The sequence below is a fragment of the Streptomyces sp. NPDC048484 genome (genome assembly GCF_040651415.1).
In the GTDB taxonomy this organism is placed as follows: Bacteria; Actinomycetota; Actinomycetes; order Streptomycetales; family Streptomycetaceae; genus Streptomyces.
Map to the genome: position 1 here is coordinate 92,369 of NZ_JBEZJY010000031.1, position 20,538 is coordinate 112,906.

General features: G+C 70.2%; 22 protein-coding genes. 7 read left to right on the forward strand and 15 right to left on the reverse strand.

The features are described 5' to 3' along the window. The first annotated feature begins 3 nt into the window (after positions 1–3). The 3 genes from AB0D14_RS28795 to AB0D14_RS28805 are packed head-to-tail and all read left to right on the forward strand — an operon-like array spanning position 4 to position 3,010. Positions 4–1,122 (forward strand): efflux RND transporter periplasmic adaptor subunit, encoded by a 1,119-nt coding sequence (locus tag AB0D14_RS28795; RefSeq protein ID WP_362784660.1) that lies wholly within the window; start codon positions 4–6, stop codon positions 1,120–1,122. After that, a complete protein-coding gene (locus AB0D14_RS28800) occupies positions 1,119–1,826 on the forward strand; it encodes an ABC transporter ATP-binding protein (protein WP_362784663.1) in 708 nt (235 codons plus the stop codon). The genes AB0D14_RS28795 and AB0D14_RS28800 overlap by 4 nt, the downstream gene beginning before the upstream one ends. Then, entirely contained in the window at positions 1,820–3,010 is a 1,191-nt protein-coding gene (locus tag AB0D14_RS28805; protein WP_362784665.1) for an ABC transporter permease, read from the forward strand. Before AB0D14_RS28800 ends, AB0D14_RS28805 begins: the two co-directional genes overlap by 7 nt. Before the next feature lie 66 nt (positions 3,011–3,076). Here AB0D14_RS28805 and AB0D14_RS28810 read toward each other — a convergent pair whose 3' ends face one another. Both AB0D14_RS28810 and AB0D14_RS28815 read right to left on the reverse strand, forming a co-directional pair. Beyond that, a complete protein-coding gene (locus tag AB0D14_RS28810; protein WP_362784667.1) occupies positions 3,077–3,382 on the reverse strand; it encodes a hypothetical protein in 306 nt (101 codons plus the stop codon). Between the two features lie 89 nt (positions 3,383–3,471). Next, positions 3,472–4,356 (reverse strand): aldo/keto reductase family oxidoreductase, encoded by an 885-nt coding sequence (locus AB0D14_RS28815; protein ID WP_362784670.1) that lies wholly within the window; start codon positions 4,354–4,356, stop codon positions 3,472–3,474. Positions 4,357–4,449: 93 nt separating this feature from the next. Here AB0D14_RS28815 and AB0D14_RS28820 point away from each other — a divergent pair, with 93 nt between their 5' ends. Next, positions 4,450–5,313, forward strand: a complete 864-nt coding sequence (locus AB0D14_RS28820) for a LysR family transcriptional regulator (protein ID WP_362784673.1) — start codon at positions 4,450–4,452, stop codon at positions 5,311–5,313. A gap of 136 nt (positions 5,314–5,449) precedes the next feature. Here AB0D14_RS28820 and AB0D14_RS28825 read toward each other — a convergent pair whose 3' ends face one another. After that, positions 5,450–6,127: a TetR/AcrR family transcriptional regulator gene (locus tag AB0D14_RS28825; RefSeq protein ID WP_362784675.1), complete on the reverse strand. Its 678-nt coding sequence runs from the start codon at positions 6,125–6,127 to the stop codon at positions 5,450–5,452. A 146-nt stretch (positions 6,128–6,273) separates the two neighbouring features. Between AB0D14_RS28825 and AB0D14_RS28830 the strand changes: the two genes are divergently transcribed. The 3 genes from AB0D14_RS28830 (at position 6,274) to AB0D14_RS28840 (ending at position 9,373) form a co-directional block, all read left to right on the forward strand. Then, the gene (locus AB0D14_RS28830) at positions 6,274–7,476 is read left to right on the forward strand and encodes an acyl-CoA dehydrogenase family protein (RefSeq protein ID WP_362784677.1); all 1,203 of its coding nucleotides are present in this window, start codon (positions 6,274–6,276) and stop codon (positions 7,474–7,476) included. Then, the gene (locus tag AB0D14_RS28835; protein ID WP_362784680.1) at positions 7,473–8,540 is read left to right on the forward strand and encodes a phosphotransferase family protein; all 1,068 of its coding nucleotides are present in this window, start codon (positions 7,473–7,475) and stop codon (positions 8,538–8,540) included. The genes AB0D14_RS28830 and AB0D14_RS28835 overlap by 4 nt, the downstream gene beginning before the upstream one ends. 74 nt (positions 8,541–8,614) lie before the next feature. Next, entirely contained in the window at positions 8,615–9,373 is a 759-nt protein-coding gene (locus tag AB0D14_RS28840; RefSeq protein ID WP_362784683.1) for an SDR family NAD(P)-dependent oxidoreductase, read from the forward strand. Between the two features lie 55 nt (positions 9,374–9,428). Here the strand turns inward: AB0D14_RS28840 and AB0D14_RS28845 are convergent, their stop codons facing one another. The 12 genes from AB0D14_RS28845 to AB0D14_RS28900 all read right to left on the reverse strand — a co-directional run bounded on the left by AB0D14_RS28845 (position 9,429) and on the right by AB0D14_RS28900 (position 20,506). Further along, positions 9,429–10,469: an MBL fold metallo-hydrolase gene (locus tag AB0D14_RS28845; protein WP_362784685.1), complete on the reverse strand. Its 1,041-nt coding sequence runs from the start codon at positions 10,467–10,469 to the stop codon at positions 9,429–9,431. An 89-nt stretch (positions 10,470–10,558) separates the two neighbouring features. Next, positions 10,559–12,061, reverse strand: a complete 1,503-nt coding sequence (locus tag AB0D14_RS28850; protein ID WP_362784688.1) for a class I adenylate-forming enzyme family protein — start codon at positions 12,059–12,061, stop codon at positions 10,559–10,561. 120 nt (positions 12,062–12,181) lie between these two features. Further along, positions 12,182–12,502 carry an EthD domain-containing protein gene (locus AB0D14_RS28855; protein WP_362784689.1) on the reverse strand — a complete coding sequence of 107 codons (321 nt, stop codon included), beginning with the start codon at positions 12,500–12,502 and terminating at the stop codon, positions 12,182–12,184. A gap of 100 nt (positions 12,503–12,602) precedes the next feature. Then, positions 12,603–12,989: a hypothetical protein gene (locus AB0D14_RS28860; RefSeq protein ID WP_362784692.1), complete on the reverse strand. Its 387-nt coding sequence runs from the start codon at positions 12,987–12,989 to the stop codon at positions 12,603–12,605. A 142-nt stretch (positions 12,990–13,131) separates the two neighbouring features. Further along, entirely contained in the window at positions 13,132–13,494 is a 363-nt protein-coding gene (locus tag AB0D14_RS28865; RefSeq protein ID WP_362784695.1) for a nuclear transport factor 2 family protein, read from the reverse strand. Between the two features lie 40 nt (positions 13,495–13,534). After that, positions 13,535–14,725 (reverse strand): ABC transporter substrate-binding protein, encoded by a 1,191-nt coding sequence (locus tag AB0D14_RS28870; RefSeq protein ID WP_362784698.1) that lies wholly within the window; start codon positions 14,723–14,725, stop codon positions 13,535–13,537. 239 nt (positions 14,726–14,964) lie between these two features. After that, complete coding sequence (locus tag AB0D14_RS28875) at positions 14,965–15,585, reverse strand: TetR/AcrR family transcriptional regulator (RefSeq protein WP_362784700.1); 621 nt, start codon at positions 15,583–15,585, stop codon at positions 14,965–14,967. Between the two features lie 80 nt (positions 15,586–15,665). Then, complete coding sequence (locus AB0D14_RS28880; protein ID WP_362784742.1) at positions 15,666–16,814, reverse strand: acetyl-CoA C-acetyltransferase; 1,149 nt, start codon at positions 16,812–16,814, stop codon at positions 15,666–15,668. An 89-nt stretch (positions 16,815–16,903) separates the two neighbouring features. Further along, the gene (locus AB0D14_RS28885) at positions 16,904–17,698 is read right to left on the reverse strand and encodes an enoyl-CoA hydratase-related protein (RefSeq protein WP_362784702.1); all 795 of its coding nucleotides are present in this window, start codon (positions 17,696–17,698) and stop codon (positions 16,904–16,906) included. Continuing rightward, complete coding sequence (locus AB0D14_RS28890) at positions 17,695–18,480, reverse strand: SDR family oxidoreductase (RefSeq protein WP_362784705.1); 786 nt, start codon at positions 18,478–18,480, stop codon at positions 17,695–17,697. Before AB0D14_RS28890 ends, AB0D14_RS28885 begins: the two co-directional genes overlap by 4 nt. Then, complete coding sequence (locus AB0D14_RS28895; RefSeq protein WP_362784707.1) at positions 18,477–19,253, reverse strand: SDR family oxidoreductase; 777 nt, start codon at positions 19,251–19,253, stop codon at positions 18,477–18,479. The genes AB0D14_RS28890 and AB0D14_RS28895 overlap by 4 nt, the downstream gene beginning before the upstream one ends. After that, positions 19,250–20,506 carry an acyl-CoA dehydrogenase family protein gene (locus AB0D14_RS28900; RefSeq protein ID WP_362784709.1) on the reverse strand — a complete coding sequence of 419 codons (1,257 nt, stop codon included), beginning with the start codon at positions 20,504–20,506 and terminating at the stop codon, positions 19,250–19,252. Before AB0D14_RS28900 ends, AB0D14_RS28895 begins: the two co-directional genes overlap by 4 nt. Between the last annotated feature and the right edge of the window lie 32 nt (positions 20,507–20,538).

Genomic DNA, 20,538 nt, shown 5'->3' on the forward strand with positions numbered 1-20,538 from the left:
GAAATGAGCAGTGCGGAACCGCCCCGGTCACGTCGGCGCAGGCGCACCTTGATCGCCGTCGCGATCCTGGTCGTCCTGGCCACCGGTGGTGCCGCCGTCGGCTTCGGCGGAGAGCCGGACCCGAAAAGTGAGCGCGCCGATCTGCCGCCGTCCACCGCGACCGTCAGCCGGACCGACCTCGCCCAGCAGGAAACCGTCCCCGGAACGCTTGGCTACGGCACCTCGGAACCCCTGTCGAGCGCGGCGGCCGGCACGGTGACCTGGCTGCCTCAGCCGGGGTCCACGATCAGCGTCGGCGAGCCCGTGCTGAGCGTCGACGGCCGGAAGGTGCCGCTGCTGTACGGCACGACGCCCCTCTTCCGTGAACTGAAGCCCGGAGTCGAGGGATCCGATGTGCGCCAGCTCGAGTCCAGTCTGTCCCGACTCGGCTACGGCGGCTTCACCGTCGACGACGAGTTCACCTCCTACACCGCACAGGCCCTCGATCGCTGGCGAAAGCATCTCGGCTGGAAGCAGACCGGCACCCTCGGCGCCGGTGAGGCAGTGGTCGCCCGGGGCCGGATACGCGTGTCCGACCTGGAAGCCCAGCCCGGACAGAACCTGCAGCCCGGCGCCACCGTGCTGCAGTACACCGGCACCGAGCGGCAGATCGCCATCGACCTCGACGCCAAGAAGCAGAAGCTCGTGCACAAGAACGACAAGGTCGGCGTCACGCTGCCCGATCAGACCCGCGTCACCGGCACGATCACCGATGTCGGCAAGGTAGCCACACGCGAGAACGACACGGACGAGGGCCAGGGCGGCGGTCAAGGCGGCGGTCAGGGCGGCGGCAAGTCCGTCATCAAGGTCACCGTCGGCGTCGGCGACAAGGACCGCCGCAAACTCGGCACGTACGACGGTGCTCCCGTCGACGTGGACATCACCGCGGAGGCCAAGAAGGACGTACTGACCGTGCCCATCTCGGCGTTGCTGGCTCTCGCCGAAGGGGGCTACGGCGTCGAGGTCATCGACAAGGACCGTACCCACGTCGTCGCGGTGCGGACGGGCCTGTTCGCAGGCGGCCGAGTCGAGATCAGCGGGTACGGACTCGAGCAGGGCGACAAGGTGGGTGTGCCCAGGTGACGCGGCTCGATTCTCCCGTCGTCCGCCTCGACAACGTCACCCGCGTCCACCCCGGTGGCGTCACCGCACTCGATGACGTGTCCCTTCACATCGGCCATGGCGAATTCGTCGCAGTCGCGGGCCCGTCCGGCTCGGGCAAGTCGACGATGCTCAACATGATCGGCACCCTGGACCGTCCCAGCCGGGGCACCGTCCGCGTCGAAGGCCATGATGTCTCCGAACTCAACGACCGCGAGCTGTCCGCGCTGCGCGCCATCAGCATCGGATTCGTCTTCCAGCAGTTCCACCTGAGCGCCGGGGTACCAGCCGTCGACAATGTCGCGGAGGGACTCCTCTACTGCGGTCCGCCGCTCACCGAACGCCGCCGCGCGGCTCGTAGCGCACTGGAGCGGGTCGGCCTGGGCCACCGTGTCCACCACCGTCCGCACCAGTTGTCCGGCGGCGAGAAGCAGCGTGTGGCCATCGCTCGCGCGCTGGTCGGCAACCCGAGTCTGCTGCTCGCCGATGAACCCACCGGCGCACTGGACTCCAAGTCGGGGGCCACCGTCATGAACCTGCTGCACGAACTGCACGCCGGCGGCACCACCGTCGTCGTCATCACCCACGACCGTGAGATAGCGGCGTCGCTCCCCCGCCAGGTGCATCTACGCGACGGCCGGGTCATTCAGGACACGAACCCCGAAGGCGGGGTACGGACATGCTGAAGACCGGCCGTCTGAGCCCCCGCGACGTCCTGCGCACCGGTGCCGGTGGCCTGCGCGCCCGCCCGATGCGGGTGTTCCTCTCGGCGCTCGGTATCGCCATCGGTATCGCCGCCATGGTCGGTGTCGTCGGCATCTCCACCTCCAGCCATGCCGAACTGCAGCGCACCCTCGACCTGCTGGGAACGAACCTGCTCACCGCGTCACCGGGACAGACCTTCACCGGAGGCGAGGCCGAACTGCCGAAAACCTCCGTCGACGCGGTCAGACGTATAGGCCCTGTCCAGTCGGCGACCGCCACCGGTGACACGGCCGCGAAGGTCTACCGCAACGACCGCATCCCCGAGTTCGAGACCGGCAGCATCAGCGTCAAAGCTGCCCGCCTCGACCTTCTGGACGCGGTCACCGGGCAGCCGGCCCGCGGCAGCTGGCTGAACAGCGCCACCTCCGCCTACCCGGCCGTGGTACTGGGATCGGGCGCGGCCGAGCGGCTGGGTATCGGCGCCATCACCCCCGACACCAAGGTCTACCTGGGCGGCCACTGGTTCTCGGTGAGCGGCGTCCTCGACCCGGTGCCTCTCGCCCCCGAGCTGGACTCCGCCGCACTGGTCGGCTGGAAGATCGCGGAGCAGCTCCTGGACTTCGACGGCCACCCCACCACGCTCTACACCCGGACCGTCGACTCCGCCGTCTCCGACGTACGCGACGTTCTCGCCGCCACCGCCAACCCGGAGAACCCGACCGAGGTCAAGGTCTCCCGCCCCTCGGACGCACTCGCGGCCAGGAGCGCCACCGACCAGGCCTTCACCGGCCTCATGCTCGGCCTGGGCTCGGTGGCCCTGCTGGTCGGCGGCGTCGGTGTGGCCAACACGATGGTCATCTCCGTCCTGGAACGCCGCGCCGAGATCGGCCTGCGTCGCGCGCTGGGCGCCCGCCGCGGCCACATCCGCACCCAGTTCCTGGCCGAGTCCCAACTCCTCGCCGGCCTGGGAGGAATCGGAGGCGTCCTCCTGGGTATCGGCGTGACCACCGCGTACGCCCTGTCCCAGGGCTGGCCCGTGGTCGTCCCGGCCTGGGCGATGGCGGGCGGCGTCGCCACAACCCTGGTGATCGGCGCCCTGGCCGGCTTCTACCCCGCCTTCCGCGCCTCCCAACTCCCCCCGACGGAGGCCCTGTCCACACCGTGAGGTGCGGTCCGCGGGGGCCGGGAGCAACGGGGGCCGGGAGCAGCGGGGTCCGGGGGCCGGCTCGCGTCACTGACGGCCGCGACTGCTCCTGTTCGGACCTGCGGTGGTCCTGAGTCGCAGATGGTTCGCGTCGCCGACCTGTTCCACTTCAACCTCGGTGCCCGAGTTGTCTGCAAAGCGGAGGGTGAAAAAGGGACTGAGATCGAGGAGGAACTGGATGCCTTCCGGTTCGTCTTCGTCGAGTGCGGGTGAAGTGACGGCGTCCCAGGCTTGGCTGCCTGGTACGGCCGCGATGCGAACCGGTATGCAGGCCAAGCAAGTTGAGCTGTTGGCCCACCACTCCAGCTGCGCTGTGCCTTCGTCACCGTTCACAGGGCTGAGGGTATGACCTGCCGGTGGTGATCGTCTCCCGGCCGACCCGGCTCAGCCAGGTCACCAGGGTCGGCCCGACCGGACAGGTCCTAGTGGCCGATCTTGTCCAACTCGGCGAGTTCCTCGTCGGAGAGCGAGAGTCCCGCGCCGGCGACGTTCTCGCGCAGGTGCGCCACCGACGAGGTGCCGGGAATGAGCAGGATGTTCGGCGACCGCCGCAGCAGCCAGGCCAGGGCGACCGACATCGGCGTCGCGTCCAGCCGGGTGGCCACGGCGGAAAGCGCTGTGGACTGCAGCGGGGTGAAGCCGCCGAGCGGGAAGAAGGGCACGTAGGCGATGGCCTTGCCGGCCAGTTCGTCGATCAGCTCGTCGTCCTGACGGTGGGCGAGGTTGTACATGTTCTGCACGCACACGATCGGCGCGATCGTCTGCGCCTCGGCGACCTGTTCCGCCGTCGCGTTACTCACTCCGAGGTGCCGGATCAGGCCCTGTCGCTGGAGTTCGACGAGGGCCTCGAAGGGCTCGGCGAGCGAGCCGGGCCGGGGGCCCTGAGCGTCGCCGAGCCGGAGATTGACCACGTCGAGCGAATCGAGACCGACGTCCTCAAGGTTCTCGTGGACGGCGCGGCGCAGGTCCTCGGGCCGCCGGGCAGAGGGCCAGCCGCCCTGCTGATCGCGGACCGCGCCGACCTTGGTCGCGATGTGCAGCGAGCCGGAATAGGGGTGCAGCGCTTCATGGATCAGCTGGTTGGTGACACGTGGTCCGTATGCGCCTGCGGTGTCGATATGGGTGATGCCGAGGCGGGCGGCCTCGCGCAGGACGGCGAGCGCGCCGTCGCGGTCGGCGGGCGGACCCATGACCCCGGGGCCGGCGAGCTGCATGGCGCCGTAGCCGAAGCGGGTGACGGTCAGATCGCCCAGGGTCCAGGTGCCGCCGGGCAGTGACACGGAGGGTGTGTTCGTGGTTTCGCTCATGCCGTCGATGCTCGCTCGCGGACAGGCGGCGCATCCAATACCGATACGGTGCCCTGTCATACTCGGTAGGTATCACAGGGGTACGCTGTGGTCATGGACACCTTGGAGACCCGCGAGCTGAGGTACTTCATGGCCGTCGCCGAGGAACTGCACTTCGGTCGCGCCGCCGAGCGCCTCGGCATGGCCCAGCCGCCGCTGTCCCGGGCGATCCAGCAGCTGGAGCGGCGCCTCGGCGTCCCCCTGCTGAAGCGCAACCGCCGTGGCGTCTCCCTGACCGGCGCCGGAGAGATGCTGCTGCACGAGGGCCGCGCGGCACTCGACGCGACCACCGCTGCCGCTCGCCGCACCCGTCGCGCCGGCCGCGCCGACAGTCCGGGCGGCCTCCGCAACCGTCTGGTGCTGGCGGTGAAGGCCGGCGCGTCCCACGAGCTGCTGCACAAGCTCCTCGACGCCTACGCGGCCGAGCCCGACGCCGCCGAGATCGAGGTGCTGCCGAGCGGCTTGTGTGAGCAGGAAGGGATGCTGCGCGACGGCCGCGCCGATGTGGCGCTCATGCACGCGCCGTTCAACTCCCTCGCCGGGTTCGACAGCGAGGAACTGATGACCGAGGGGCAGATCGCCATCCTGCCCGCCGGGCACCCCCTCGCCGCACAGAGGACCTTGTCCCTGGCCGACGTCAGCGACGTCCCCGACCTTCCGCTCGCCCGCTGGTCCCGCCACGGCACGTACCCACCCGGCCCGGGCCCCGAGATCCACGACCAGACGCAGCTGGCCCAGCTGATCGCCCTCGGACGCACCATGGCCGTCTTCCCCGACTCGGCCCGCGCCTGGCTATGGGCCGAGCACACTGCCGTCCCGCTGACCGACGCCACCCCCGTCGTCACCCACATCGCCTGGCCCGCGCACAGCCGCTCCCTCGCCCTCGCCGGCCTGGTCCGCACAGCCACGCGACTATGAGCGGCCCCCGCCTTCCAGCACCGCGACACACCGCCTGACCACCGGCCCCCACACCACGGCCCACACACTCCACGGCCGCCGCCCACGGGCGCCACCGCGGCTCCGTGTCATCTGTGCGGGGCCGAACCGCCGCGCTTCAGGCACCCGGCGCGTCGTGCCCCTCGTGTACGGGACCCGGAGGCCGCACGCCCACGACGCGCAGCGCGATGTCGCCGTACTGATAGGCGAGTTGGTCGACGGAGAACTCGCCGCCCTCGTGGAACCAGCTGGCCACGCCGATACCCATGTCGAGGATCGAGTACGAGGCGATTCTGGCCGACTGCACCCGGAAGGCGCCCTCGGCCACGCCCCGCTCGATCAGTTCGCGGAAGCGGCGCTCGTAGTCGCTTCGGCGGCCGAGCACCCGGTCCTGATCGGCCTGTTCCAGGCTGCCGATCTCACGGTTGCCGACGAAGGCCTCCAGACGGTGGCGCGCGTGGTAGCGGATGTGTGCCTCGGCGGAGCGGCGGAGTTGCTCGCGCACGTCATCGGTACCGGCGACGGCCGCCGCGTTGTCCGCGATGAGCTGGTCCATCGTGCCGATCATGATCTCGGCCAGCAGCTCATGCTTGGACGCCACGTGTTTGTAGAGGCTCGGGCCACGGATGCCGACCGCGGCTCCGATGTCGGTCATCGTGGTGGACCGGTACCCCTGTGAGGCGAAGAGCCGCAGCGCGGCCTGCCGGATCGCCGACCTGCGGTCGGCCGCGGGCGCGCCCTCCGGCCGCCCGGGCCGGTGCGCCCGCTCGTACGGCCCGCCCTGGGTTGCACTCACGCGGACTCCTGAAGCTATCAGTGATTAGCCGGGCACGGTCTCAGGCATCGTCTCTACGAAAGCAACACTACAGCCCGCGCCCTTGACGCGCATACCTCTCCACCTTTCTGATGGCTAATGGTCATTAGCCAAACTCTGGAGTGAACGTGTCCATCGGGTTCGAGATCGACGAGAGGGTCGCCGGCATCGCGCGGCTCACCACGGACTTCGTACGGGAGGTAGTGCTGCCCGAGGAGCAGAAGTGCGACGGGAACGTCCATGCCGGACCTGAGCCGCTGCGCCGTCGGCTCCAGGAGTCGGCCCGCGCCGCCGGGGTGTTCGCCCCGCATGTCGGCGAGGAGTGGGGCGGACTCGGGCTGGATCTCTGCGGGCAGGCGGTGGTGTTCGAAGCAGCCGGATACTCGCTCCTCGGACCGCTCGCGCTCAACTGCGCCGCACCCGACGAGGGCAACATGCATCTGCTGGAGGTGGTGGCCACCGAGGAGCAGCGGACGCGGTATCTGCGCCCACTGGCCGCCGGTGAGGTGCGCTCCTGCTTCGCGATGACCGAGCCTGCGCCGGGCGCGGGGTCCGACCCGCGTGCGCTCGCCACGACCGCGACGAAGACCGGGGGCGGCTGGCGGATCGACGGCCGCAAGTGGTTCATCAGCGGGGCGGACGGCGCCGCGTTCGCCATCTGCATGGCCCGCACCAGCGGCCACCCCGGTGACGCGGGCGGCGCGACGATGTTCCTCGTCGACGCCGACAACCCGGGCATGCGGATCGTCCGGAACATCGACACCCTGGACCAGGGCCTGTTCGGCGGCCACAGCGAGGTCGTCTTCGAGGGCTGCGAGGTCGCGGACAGCGCCGTGCTGGGCGCCGTCGACCAGGGCTTCACGTACGCCCAGGTACGTCTCGGACCCGCGCGCATGACGCACTGCATGCGGTGGCTCGGGGTGGCGCGGCGGGCGCAGGACCTCGCCCTCGAACGGGCGGCAGGCCGTTCGGCCTTCGGCAGGCCGCTGGCCGAACTGGGCATGGTGCAGCAGATGCTCGCCGACTCCGAGATCGACATCGAGACCAGCCGGGCGGTGCTGTGGCGGGCCTGCTGGGAACTGGACCAGGGGCGCTCGGCCGCCCAGCACACCTCTATCGCCAAGACGTACGTCTCCGAAGCGGTGAACCGCGTCGTGGACCGGGCCGTGCAGGTGTGCGGCGCGCTCGGCATCTCGGCGGACGCCCCGCTGTCACGGCTCTACCGGGAGGTGCGTCCGTTCCGTATCTATGACGGGCCCTCCGAGACACACCGCTGGGCGATCGCCAAGCGCGCGGTGCGGACGGCGAACGAGCGGCGGGCCGCGCTGTGACAACGCCCGAAACGCCCGGCGCGGAAGTGGTCGGCGCACAAGTGGCCGGCACGGAAGTGGTCGGCGTCGATGTTCCCGCCCTTCAGCGTTACTTCGAGCGCCATGTGCCGCAGTGCGCGGGCCCGTTGAGTCTGGAACTGCTGCACGGCGGGCGCTCCAATCTCACCTACGCCGTGACCGACGGGCCGCACCGCTGGGTGCTGCGCCGGCCGCCGCTGGGGGTGCTGACGCCGACCGCACACGACATGGATCGCGAATACCGTGTCGTCGCCGCGCTCGGGGGCACCGGGGTCCCCGTCGCCCGAGCCGTGTTGTCCTGCACGGACCCCGAAGTGATCGGAGCACCGTTCTGCGTCGTCGACTACGTGGAGGGTGCGGTCCTGCGGGACGGTGACGAGGCCGCCACCCTGCCGCCCGCCGACGTCCGGCAGGCCGCCGAAGCACTCGTGGACGCCCTGGTCGCACTGCACTCGGTCGACGCCGACGCGGTCGGGCTCGGCGGCTTCGGCCGTCCCCGGGGCTATCTGGACCGCCAGGTGCGACGCTGGCGCGGCCAGTGGGACAAGGTCGCCACCCGGGCCCTTCCCGACCTCGACGCGCTGCACGGGCGGCTCGTCCGCGCCGTGCCCGCGAGCGGCGCAGCGGCGATCGTGCACGGCGACTACCGACTGGACAACACCATCCTGGCGCCCGGCGACTTCGGGCGGATCGCAGCGATCGTCGACTGGGAGATGGCCACGCTCGGCGATCCTCTCGCCGACCTCGGCATGCTGCTCATGTACTGGGACCCGACCTGCGAACCGGTCCTCGGGGCGCGCCACGTCCCGACGGCCAATCCCGGTTTCCCCTCGGGCCGCGAACTCGCCGAACGATACGCCGCGAAGTCCGGCCGGGACATCGCAGACCTGGCCTTCTACCAGGCCCTTGGCTGTTTCAAGCTCGCCGTGATCGCGGAGGGCATCCACGCCCGCTACCTCGCAGGACAGACCGTCGGCGCCGGATTCGAGCGAGTCGGCACCGCGGTGCCCGCCCTGCTGCACCTGGGCCTGGAACTGCTGCCGTGACGGCTGCCCCCGCTGTTGCCCCGACCACTGCCCTTACTGCTTACTCGCGTTACTCGCGCAACGAAGGAGAGCTCATGCAGGACCGACTGTCCGGCCGGATCGCGCTGGTCACCGGTGCGACGGGCGGCATCGGCAGTGCCGTCTCGCGTCGCCTGGCCGCGGAGGGGGCCACGGTGGTGGTGACCGACCTGGACGCCGACCGCTGCGAGGAACTGGTGAAGGAGCTGGCGGACAACGGGGCGCGGGCCCTGGGTCTTCCACTCGACGTCAGCGACGAGCAGGCCTGGAACGACGCGGTCGAGCGGGTGGTCACCGACTTCGGCGGCCTGTCCGTGCTCGTCAACAACGCGGGTATCGCGCGGATGCGAACCGTGGAGACAGAGACGCAGGAGTCCTGGGACGAGGTCATCTCGGTCACGCAAGGCGGCGTCTGGCTCGGTATGAAGCATGGCGGGCCCGCGATCGAACGCTCCGGCGGTGGCTCGATCATCAACGTCGCCTCGATCTTCGGCACGGTCGGCGGCTTCGGGAGCCAGTTCTCGTACCACGCTGCGAAGGGCGCGGTTCGGCTGATGACGAAGAACGCCGCCCTGCACTGGGCCACGCGTGGCATCCGTGTCAATTCGATCCATCCCGGTTTCATCGAGACGCCCCTCTCCCGTGAGTTGTGGAAGGGCACGCCCCGGTACACCGCGATGGTCGAGGGCACTCCCATGGGCCGGTTGGGCAGGACCGACGAGGTGGCGGGGGCGGTGGCGTTCCTCGCTTCGGACGACTCCGGTTTCGTCACCGGGTCCGAGCTGTACGTGGACGGCGGCTGGACGGCGCGCTGACAACGGGGTGGGGGCGCGGCAACCGCCGCGCCCCCACCCTGTTGCCCATGCGGTCTCACCGCACGCGCGTGTACTGGGTCACCCCGTCCACGAACGCCGCACTGGCCCGTCCCTGCAGCACCAGGACATCCAGGTGGGCGGCGGTCTCGTTCACCGCGAGCATCTGGTTGAAGTCGTTGAGCTCACCGAACGGCACCTCCCGACGTGTCCAGCCCAGCTTCCGCGCCACCGCGTGGGCGTCGAGCGTGCGCTCCCCCAGCGCCGTCAGGCTCTTGGCCAGCCGGTTGTCGTGGTGTGTGAGCAGCTCGGCGACCCGGGTGTGGGCGCTGTCGGCGACCGGCCCGTGCGCGGGCAGCAGACGGGTGTCGGCGTACCGCGTCATCAGCCGCAGCGAGTCCAGGTAGTCGGCGAGTGGCCGACCCCCGGGCTCGGCCAGTTCGAAGCCGATGGACGGGGTGATGTGCGGCAGGACGTGGTCCCCGGAGAACAGCAGCCCGCGCTGTTCGTCCAGGAAGACCACATGTCCCTTGGTGTGTCCGGGAGTCGGTACGACGCGCAGCGCGCTGTCGCCGAAACGGAGGGTCTCGGCCCCGAGCCAGCGATCGGGAGCCTCCCAGACGCTGGGGTCGTAGCCGCCGTGGTCCATCGCCCCGACGCGGTCGGCGAGTTCGCCGGCGCCGGCCCTGCGCAACGTCTCCAGTGAGCCGGCGGGTGCGTCGCTGCGCAGCCGGTCGAGCATCTCCAGGCCGGGCCGTTCACCCGCGCCGAGGTAGACGCGCGAGCCGAGCAGGCGTCGTAGTTCCACCGCGTTCGTGTAGTGGTCACGGTGGATGTGGGTGACCAGGATGTGGCTGATGTCGCCCAGGTCGCGGCCGATGGCGTGCAGGGCCTCCCCAAGTGCCTTGCGGGCCTCGGGGATCGCCCAGCCGCCGTCGATCATGACGATGCCGTTGTCCTGCGCCAGGTTCTCCAGCAGATAGATGTTCACCGCGTGCAGTCCGTCGTTGGGCAGCGGCAGGGGAACGCGGTGCACTCCGGGTTGCACGGTCTGGATTCCGGCTGCGGCCCACGGGCCCTGGTCGAACCGCGCTGTCATAACTCTCCCTCGCTTGTCCCTCGCTTGCTGGTGTGCCGCTGTGGATCAGGCCGGACACGTGCCGGGGCGACCCCCGGCCACCGCCCTCGTCAGGCCGGGTGCGCAGTTTCCGCACGCAGCCGGTGGGCCAGTTCCCGGGCACCCGAGCGGTCGAGCTTGCCGACCTTGGTCTGGGGCAGCTCCTCGATGCCGTAGACGAACTCGGGCCATTTGGTCTTGGCGAGGCCGACGCCCTCCAAGTGTCCCGTCATCTCCGCGAGGTCGATGCCCCTGCCGTCCTCCGTGACGACGAGCAGGGCGACCCGTTCGCCGAGCACCTCGTCCGGGACGGCCGCGACGCAGGCCCTGGCCACCCGCGGATAGCTGGCGACAGCACGCTCGATCTCGGTGATGTCGATGTTGCGGCCGCCGCGGATGATGATGTCCTTCTCGCGGCCCATGATGTTGACGGTGCCGTCCTCATGGGTCATCAGCAGGTCCCCGGTGGGAAAGTAGCCGTCCTGCGTCAGCGCCGGCGGGTCGACCCGGCCGTCCCGGGCGTAGCCGAGGAAGAGTGAGGGGCCGCGTACGTGCGCCAGGCCGGACACGCCCGGTCCGGCTTCGGCCCCGTCGGGGGTGAGCGCGCGCAGGTCCGTACCGGGGAAGGGGCGGCCGTCCCTGCCGAGCCGGATGTCCTCGGGCTCCTCCGGGCGCGGCGAGGTGTGGCCGAGACACTCGGACATGCCGAAGACACGGAGGATTTTCGTGCCGAGGGACTGTTCGGCGCGCGCCAGGGCACCGCGGTCCATCGGGCCGCCGCCCACGGTGATCGCGCGAACTCCCGAGAGAATGCCGGAGCCTGCCGCTTCGGCCCCCATCTGCAGCGCCATCGTCGGTACGCACATGGTCCACCGGACGTCGGCGTCAGCCATCCGCCGCATGGCGGTCGCTCGGTCCCACTTCGCCGTCAGGACGAGCGGCCCGCCCAGCAGCAGCGCGAGGTGAACGCCGAAGCAGTACGCGGCCGTCGACGACAGCGGCACGATCGCGGCCACCGCGTCCCCGCGGTTCAGGCCGTTGATCTCGATGGTGCTCGTCCCGGCGTAGCGCAGCGCCCCTTCGGACTGCACCACGCCCTTGGGCCGGCCGGTCGATCCTGAGGTCAGTCCGATGAGGACGCCGCCCGCCCAGCGCGACACGTCCGGCGGTCCCGGCGCGCGGTGGGCGGTCCAGCCGTCGAGCACGGTGTCCTGCGCCATACCCCGCAGCAGCTCGGGCACCGCCCATTCCGCCATCGCCGAGGGCTCGGCGACAACGACGTCCGGGCGGATGTCCTCGAAGGCCGCGGCGAACTCGGCTCGAGTGGTGTGCCGGTTGACCACCGCGAGAACCCCGCCGCTCAGGCCCACGGCGAGGGTGCCGGCGACGGTGCGCCATGAGTTGTCGGCCTGGAGCATGACGGTGCCGCCGGGCCCGTCCGGGAACATCGCCTTCGCGAGCCGGGCCGCCTCTGCGAGCAGCTCGCGGGCCGTATGGCTGCCCATGTCGTCGATGACGGCGACGAAGTCGGCCAGTTCGGCCTTCTGTTGAAACTCCCGCACTACCTGTCGCATGCCGCTTCCTCGCTACGCTGTGCCGAACTCCGTGACGAACCTGTGAATCCTGCTGGGTATGGCTGATGTGCGTGACCCATGTACATGGCTGATGTGCGTGGCCGTGGCGATCCGGGCCCCTCAGCCGGTGAACAGTTGCGCCTCGTGCCCCATCACCGCGATGCGGCGGCCCTTCATGTTCCCGACCTGCGCCACGGCGTCTGCCCACTCCGGGCTCGCAAGGGCCTTGTCCAGGTCCTCCGGGGAGTCGAAGCTGAGCACGGAGAGGCCGTCCCAGCCCTCGGAGCGCTTCTCCAGTGCCTGGTCGATCGCTGTGTGCCGCCAGGCGCGCAGTCCGGGCAGGCGGTAGGTCAGGGCGGCGTGATCGTCCCGCCACCAGTCGATGAACTGCTCGTGCGTCCACTCCGGGGGCCGCGCTGCCAGCAGGACGAGGTTGTACATGGCTGTCCTCCGTATGTGGGTCGGTCGTATGCGTTCACTTGTATGTGTTCGCTTGTATGCAGTCAGTTGTCTGCAGTCAGTTGTCTGCGGTCGGTTGCGGTCAGTCGAAACGGATCTCGGACGACCGGCCGATCAGCAGACGCTGCAGCCGATGGTTCGCGTCCACCCGCCCGGCCGCGACGAAGCTGGCCTCGGGAACGCCCTCGCGCCGCACCTCCCCGAGGAAGAGCTCGTCCTGGCCGAGTGTGGTCGCGGACAGCAGGTGATGTGTCCGGGTGCCCCGCTCGCGCTGTTCGAGGTAGCCGACCAGTGCGGCGCGGTCTCCGGCGAAGTCGGTGGCCTTGCCGTCGCCGACGGAGAACAGGATGGAGAGCGAGAAGTCGTCGCTGATCAGGTCGAGGATCCTGTTCGGCTCGTCACTGTCGAGGATCTCGAACCAGGCGGTGAGGAAGGGGGCGGGGGCGGCGCCGGTGGGAGTGTCGGTCATACGGGCTTCCTTACGGCTCTGTGCGGTGGGGCGTGTGCAGGTATTGCATGCTGCGGGTATGCAGGTGCCGTACGTGGTGCAGGTGCCGAATGTGTTGCAGGGGCTGCGCGAGCTGCAGGGGCTGCACGTGCCTGGTCCGGTACTACTTCTCCGGCCAGTCGATGAGGTCGTACGTCGTGGTGAAGTACGACTGGTAGCGCGCCATCCGGCCGTCGGCGGTGACGACAGCGGCCGACAGGAAGGACCCGACGGGCTCCCCCGCCTCGGTCAGGACTCCGTACACGGTCTCCAGATCGGCGTCGATGCTGTGGCGGAGCACTACATGTGCCCTCTCGACGGCGTTGCGGCCCGCGATGTAGGCGGCGAAGTCCTCCTTGGACCATCCCGTCTCCTCGCGGCCCGGCAGGGCGATGCGGAAGCGGAAGTCCGGTGTGAGCAGTTCGAGCGCCCGCTCGGGGCGGTCGCTGTCCATACGTGCCATGTAGTCGCGCAGTACGCCGGCCATGGTGGTCCTTTCTCCGGTCGGACGGGGCCCGCCGCTGACGTCAGTCACGGACGGGCGGGGTGAAGAAGTCACCCAGTGACTCCCATTGGCCGTTTCTGACGACCACTTTCTGTACATCGCGGGTGCCGAGGTGCCGGCCGGCGCCGAAACTGAGGACCGGCCCCACGCCCGTGTCGACGTCGCGGGCCTTCTGGTAGGCCCGGGTCAGCGACTCCGAGGTGACCGGCCCGTCGATGGTCTTGGCGATCTCGACGAACGCCTTGGCCGCTTCCCAGCCCCACAAGGTGATGAAGTCGGCGGGCTGTTTGGGCGCGTACTTCGCCATCGCCGTACGGAACTCCTTGATGGCGGGGTCGTCGTCGTCATTCGGCGACTTGACCAACTGCACCGACTTGAGCCCCTCGGCCCCCTTGCCCGCCAGCGTCAGCGTGGACTGGGCCGCCACGGGCGCATAGCCGTACGAGGGGGTTTTCAGTCCCTGCAGCTTGGCTTCCTTCAGGTAGGACGCGGCTTCCGACGCTTGCAGGATCAGGACGACGGCGTCGGGTTTCTGACCCTTCACCTTGCTGATCACCGGACTGTAGTCGGTGGTCGCGAGCTTGACCTTCAGCTGTTTCACCTGGACGGACGCGTCGGTGTTGTGGGCAGCGGGGGCGATCTGCTCGGCGACGTTCACAAAGGCCGCCGGGTCGCTGTGCACGACGAGCACCTTCTTCGCTCCGTCGCGCGCCACCCAGTCCCCCAGCGCGGCTGCCTGGTCCTCGTACAGCGTCTGCAGCCCGAACAGTCCCTCGCGGGCCGGCTCGTACCAGGACGCGTCCCCGCCGAGCGTGTTGAGGATCGGCACCTTCGACTGTTCGAGCACGAAGGGAAACGTGGCCTGGCTCTGGGACGTGCCGTTCGCGGCGACAATGGCCACGACTCCGTCCTGGTCCACGAGACGACGGGCGATCTGGACCGTCTGCTGCGGGTCGGCGGCGTGATCCTTGACGATCCAGTCGATCTTGCGGCCGTTGATCCCGCCCCGTGCGTTGACGAGCTTGAAATACGCTTCGGCGCCCGCCCTCTCGGGCACCCCGAAAGTGGCCTGGGCTCCGGTGAGCGGTAGCCAGGCACCGATTTTGATGACCTTGTCGTCCCCCGCCGAGGGACCTCCGCCGCAGGCACTCGCCGTCACGGCGAGCAGGGCGGCGAATACGGCGATGAGCGAGCGTGTCCTGCGCCGTCGCATGACCCTCCTCAGATCGACCTGAGTTCAGTTCAATTTAGTGGCGATATTAATCCTGCGGAAACGCGCCTGGCAATGGCTGGTCACATTCTCGATCCACCCGACCGCACACGACCGGCACTCGGCCGGCGTTCGGGGACCGGGGAACGACGACGCGGCCCCCTGACGGAGATCCGTCAGGGGGCCGCGTCGCGTGCGCTCAGCGCGTCAGTGCCGGTGCCGGCTCAGTGCCGGTGCCGGCGTCAGGAGGCGACCATCCGCACGCAGGCGCCCTCGATGAGCTCGCTGATCTCCGACAGCGGCGTGGGCCCCGACGGCCGGTACCACCGCCATACGCTGACTATCAGACCGAGCACGCTCGCACCCAGCAGGTGCGCGTCCCGCAGCGGGAAGGCACCCTGGGACATGCCCTTCACCAGTAGGTTCGTCCAGTCCCTCTCGACGACCTGGACCAGTTGACGGGCCGCGATCCGCTCGTCCTCCTCGCGCTTGGACCGGCGCCCACCGGAGAGCAGGTCCATATGGTTCTGCAGGATGCGCATCTGCAGGACTTCGTGCGGGGACACGTCGTACGCGGCACGGACCGCGGCCCGCAACGCCTCGGCGGGCCCCTCCGCGTCCTGGGTCGCCTCGACGAACCGGTCGTGGGAACGCTGCAGTTCGAGCCGCATGATGGTGAGCAGGCAGTGCGTCTTCGACTCGAAGTAGTGGTAGAGGGCAGTCTGCCCGATCCCCACCCGCTCGGCCACGGTGGACCACTTGGTGGCTTCGAAGCCGGCCTCGCCGAAGCAGTCCACCGCGGCCAGGAGGATGGCCGCGCGCTTGGACCGCGGCCCCGCCTCCGGTTCAACGATCCTGGTCATGACCCTCTCTCCTGGCCGTCACACAGCGTGTCCGTACCCGAGAGTAAACCCAAGTTGAACTCAGTTGCCAATTGGCATGCTCACAGGACTTCGAGCACGGTCGCGTTGGCCATGCCACCACCCTCGCACATCGTCTGCAGACCGTAGCGCCCGCCGGTCCTGCGCAACTGGTGAACGAGCGTGGTCATGAGCCGCGCACCCGTGGCACCCAGCGGATGCCCGAGCGCGATCGCGCCGCCGAAGGCGTTGACCCGCTCCGGGGCGGCGCCGACCTCCTTCTGCCAGGCCAGGACCACGGAGGCGAAGGCCTCGTTGATCTCGACCAGGTCGATCTCACCGATCGACAGGCCCGCCTTGTCCAGCACCTTCTCGGTGGCGGGGATCGGTCCGGTCAGCATGTGGATCGGGTCGGAGCCGACCACAGCCATGGTGTGCACGCGCGCGAGCGGGGTCAGACCGTGGCGGCGTACCGCCTCCTCGGACGCGATCAGGAGGGCTGCCGCGCCGTCGGAGATCTGGCTGGAAACCGCCGCGGTCAGTCGGCCGTCCTCGGTGAGGGTCCTCAGGCCCGCCATCTTCTCCAGCGTACTGTCGGCGCGCGGGCCCTCGTCGGCGGTGAGCCCGAAGGCCGGGACGATCTCGTCGTCGAAGGCTCCCGCGGCCTGGGCGGCGAGCGCCCGCTGGTGGCTGGTGAGCGCGAACTGTTCCATGTCCTCGCGGGAGACGGCCCACTTCTCGGCGATCAGCTCGGCCCCGCGGAACTGTGAGACCTCCTGGTCACCGAAGTGCTCGCGCCAGCCGTCACCGGCGTAGGGAAGGCCGAGGCCCGCCTGTTCACCGACGAACATCGGGCTGGCGATGGGCACCAGGCTCATCACCTCCACGCCACCGGCGACCACGAAGTCGGCGGCCCCGGACCCGACCGCCTGGGCGGCGAAGTGCACAGCCTGCTGCGAGGACCCGCACTGCCGGTCGATGGTGGTGCCGGGTACGTGCTGCGGCAGACCCGCCGACAGCCACGCGGTGCGGGCGATGTTGCCGGTCTGGGCGCCGATCTGGCCGACGCAGCCGAAGTACACGTCGTCGACGGCGCCGGGGTCCACGCCGGTACGGTCCAGCAGTGCGCGCAGCACATGGGCGCCGAGGTCGGCGGGGTGCACGCCGCTGAGCGCGCCCTTGCGACGGCCGACGGGGGTGCGGACGGCTCCGACGACAAATGCTTCCGGCACGGTGGGCTCCATGAGTTCGGTCGGTTCGGTGCGTTCGCTGCGTTCGGTGCGTTCGCTGCGTTCGCTGCGTTCGGTGGAGGGGAGGGGGCTCACGGCCCGGGCGGGACGCGGGTGAATTCGGGTGCCCGCTTGCCGAGGAAGGCGGCGACACCCTCGCGACCCTCGTCGGAGGCGGCCGCGGCGGCGAGCGCGCGGGCCTCGCGGTCCAGGTGCGGGCCGAGCTCCGAGGTCAGTCCGGCGGCGACGAGCCGGCGGGTGGCGCCGAAGGCGGCGGTGGGGCCGCGACGCAGCGCCTCGGCTGTCCGCGCGGCCTCGGCGGTCAGTTCGCCGGGGGCCACGACCCGGCTCACCAGCCCGATCGCCGCGGCTTCCGCTGCCGGCAGCCTGCGGTTCGTCAGCAGCAGGTCGAGGGCCCGCTTGGGTCCGACTAGGCGGGGCAGGAACCAGCTCACTCCGCCGTCCGGCGCATAGCCGATCCCGGTGTACGCGGCGGTGAACGAGGCGTTGTCGGCGGCCAGGGTCACATCGGCTGCCGCGGCGAGGCCGATACCGGCGCCGGCCACCGCGCCCTGAACCGCTGCCACCATGGGCGCGTCGAGCGCGGCGAACGTGCGCAGGGCGTCGTGCAGCGCGTCGGTCACCGCGAACAGGTGTTTTTCCAGCGTCTCGCCGGAGAGCCGGGAGAACTCCCTGAGGTCGCCGCCGACGCAGAAGGACCTCCCCTCGCCGGTGAGCAGTACGGCGCGGACGCCTTCCCGCTCACAGACCCGTGCCGCGTCCAGCAGTCCGCGGGCCATGTTCAGGTCGATGGCGTTGCCCGCGTCGCCCCGGCGCAGGGTGACGCGGGCCAGGCCGTCGTCCTGGACCTCGATGCCGACGCTCATCGCGCCGTCCATCCGCCGTCGACGGTCAGGACCTGACCGGTGCAGTAGGTGGAGGCGTCCGAGGCGAGGTAGAGGAGCGCGCCGTCGAGCTCATGGCCGTCGCCGCCGCGGTGCAACAGGGTGTTGCGGTCGACCCAGCGGCTCGAAGCCTCGTCGCCGAAGAGGTCGGCGGTCATCTCGGTACGGAACCAGCCCGGGGCGAGTGCGTTGACGCGGGTGCCGCTGCGGCCCCACTGGCCGGCCAGCTCCCGGGTCAGGCCGATCAGTCCGGCCTTGGACGCCGAGTAGCTCGCGCCGCCGAGGGGGGCGGCGGAGACCAGGCCGAGGATGGAGGAGACGTTGATGATGCTCTTCCCCGTGGTGGGGGCGCCCTCCGCTGCGGGGGCCTCCACGGTGAGCCGGGCGAGGTGGAAGGGCGCGGTGAGGTTGACGCCGAGTACCTCGGCGAAGGCGTCCGGGGACTCGTCCTGCGCACGTGTCTCGCCCGATGTGGCCGCGTTGTTGACCAGGATGTCGATGCGGCCGGTGGCGGCCAGTGCCGTTCCGGCCAGCCTCGCCCGGTCGGCCTCGACCGAGACGTCGCAGGCCACGGGGTGGATACGCGCGTCGGAGTCGGCGAGTTCCGTCAGCCGCTCGATGCGGCGGGCAGCGGCGAACACGGTGGCGCCGGCCTGCGCGAGGACGGCGGCGAAGCGTGCCCCGAGCCCGGCGGAGGCGCCGGTCACGATGGCGGTCCTGCCCGCCAGCGAGAACAGTTCGGCGGCGGCTCGTGGCGCGCTCATTCGTCCACCCCGATCGGCAGGGCGGTCGCGCCGCCGTCGAGCACCAGGGTCTGGCCGGTCATCCAGGAGGAGGCGTCGGAGGCCAGGAACAGTGCCGCGTTCGCGACGTCCTCCACCGTGCCGAGGCGGCGCATCGGCAGCTTGGCGGTGAGGACCGGCTCGCGGACCTCCCACACCGCACGCGCCAGCTCCGTCTTGATCAGACCGGGGGCGATCGCGTTCACCCGGGCCCGCGGCCCGAGTTCGTAGGCGAGCTGCCGGGTCATGTGCAGCACGGCGGCCTTCGTCGCGTTGTAGTAGCCGATGTGCGGGTCGACGATCAGCCCGCCGACGGAGGCGATGTTGATCACCGCTCCCCCGTGCTCGGCCATCCAGGCCCGCCAGGCGCAGCGCGTCCAGGCGATCATCCCGTACTGGTTGACGCGTACGGTCTTCTCCGCGCGCGGCAGGTCCAGGTCGAGCAGGTCGCCGTGGTACGGGTTGGTCGCCGCGTTGTTGACGAGGATGTCGACCTGCCCGAAGCGCGCCATCGTCTCGTCGACGCATGCCTCGGCCTGCTCCGGTTCGCCTGCGTTGGCCACGACGGTGTGGATGTCGCCGTCGCCCTTGACCCGCAGCAACTCCTCGCGTGCCTCGGCGAGTCCGGCCGCCTTGCGTGCGGCGATCACCACGTGCGCGCCTGCCGCGCGGTAGGCGGTGGCGATGCCGAGGCCGATGCCGCGGGATCCGCCGGTGATGACGGCGACCCTGCCGTCGAGGGTGTTGGCGCTCACGCCGCTCCTGCCTTCGTGTCCGTCGGGTGGTGTCCGGTGTCCGGACCGGGCTTCCTGTACTTGGCGAGTTCCTGGCGGGCGACGGTCCGCAGGTGCACCTCGTCGGGGCCGTCGGCGATGCGCAGCGCCCGCGTGATGGCGTACAGCCGGGCCAGTACGGTGTCGTCGCTGACGCCCGCCGCGCCGTGCGCCTGCACCGATCGGTCGACCACCTTGTGGGCGACCTCAAGGGCGGCCACCTTGATCGCGGCGACCTCCGTCCGGGCGGCGGCGTTGCCGACGGTGTCCATCAGCCACGCCGACTTGAGGACGAGGAGCCGCAGTTGCTCGATCTCGATGCGGCTGCGGGCGATCCACTCGCGCACCACGCCCTGATCGGCCAGCGGTCCGCCGAAGGCGACGCGTTCGGTGGTGCGCTCACACATCAGCTGCAGCGCGCGCTCGGCGAAACCGACGGCGCGCATCGCGTAGTGCATGCGTCCCGGGCCGAGCCGTCCCTGGGCGAGGGCGAAGCCCTGCCCCTCCCCTCCGAGGATGTTCTCCACCGGTACGCGGACGTTCTCGAAGAGCACCTCGCCGTGCCCGCACCGGTCGGTGTAGCCGAACATCGGCAGGTCACGCACGACCGTGACGCCAGGGGTGTCCCGGGGGACGAGCAGCATGCTCTGCTGCGTGTAGGTGGGTGCGTCCGGGTCGGTCTTGCCCATCAGGATGATCAGCTTGCAGTCGGGGTCGAGGATCCCGGAGGTGTACCACTTGCGCCCGTTGACGACGTAGTGGTCGCCGTCGCGGGTGATGCGGGTACGGATGTTGCGGGCGTCGGAGCTGGCGACCTCGGGTTCGGTCATGGCGAAGCAGGACCGGATCTCGGCCTCCAACAGGGGCTTCAGCCACCGCTCCTGCTGCTCGGGCGTGCCGAACAGGGCGAGCAGTTCCATGTTGCCGGTGTCGGGCGCCGAGCAGTTGAACACCTCGGGGCCGATGATGGAGCGGCCGGCCAGTTCGGCGAGCGGGGCGTATTCGAGGTTGGTGAGCCCCGCGCCCCAGTCGCCGTGTGCCATGAAGAGGTTCCACAGACCCTCCGCGCGCGCCTTCTCCTTCAGCTCGGTCATCACCGGCGGCAGCGCGTGCCCGTCGTCGGCCTCGGCGAGCTGCCGGTCGTAGACGGCTTCCGCGGGGAAGACGTACTGCTCCATGAACGACCGCATGCGGTCCTGGAGTTCACTCGCCTGCGGCGAGAATCCGAAATCCACGATTGCTCCTCTTGGACTTGTGTGCTCGGTCC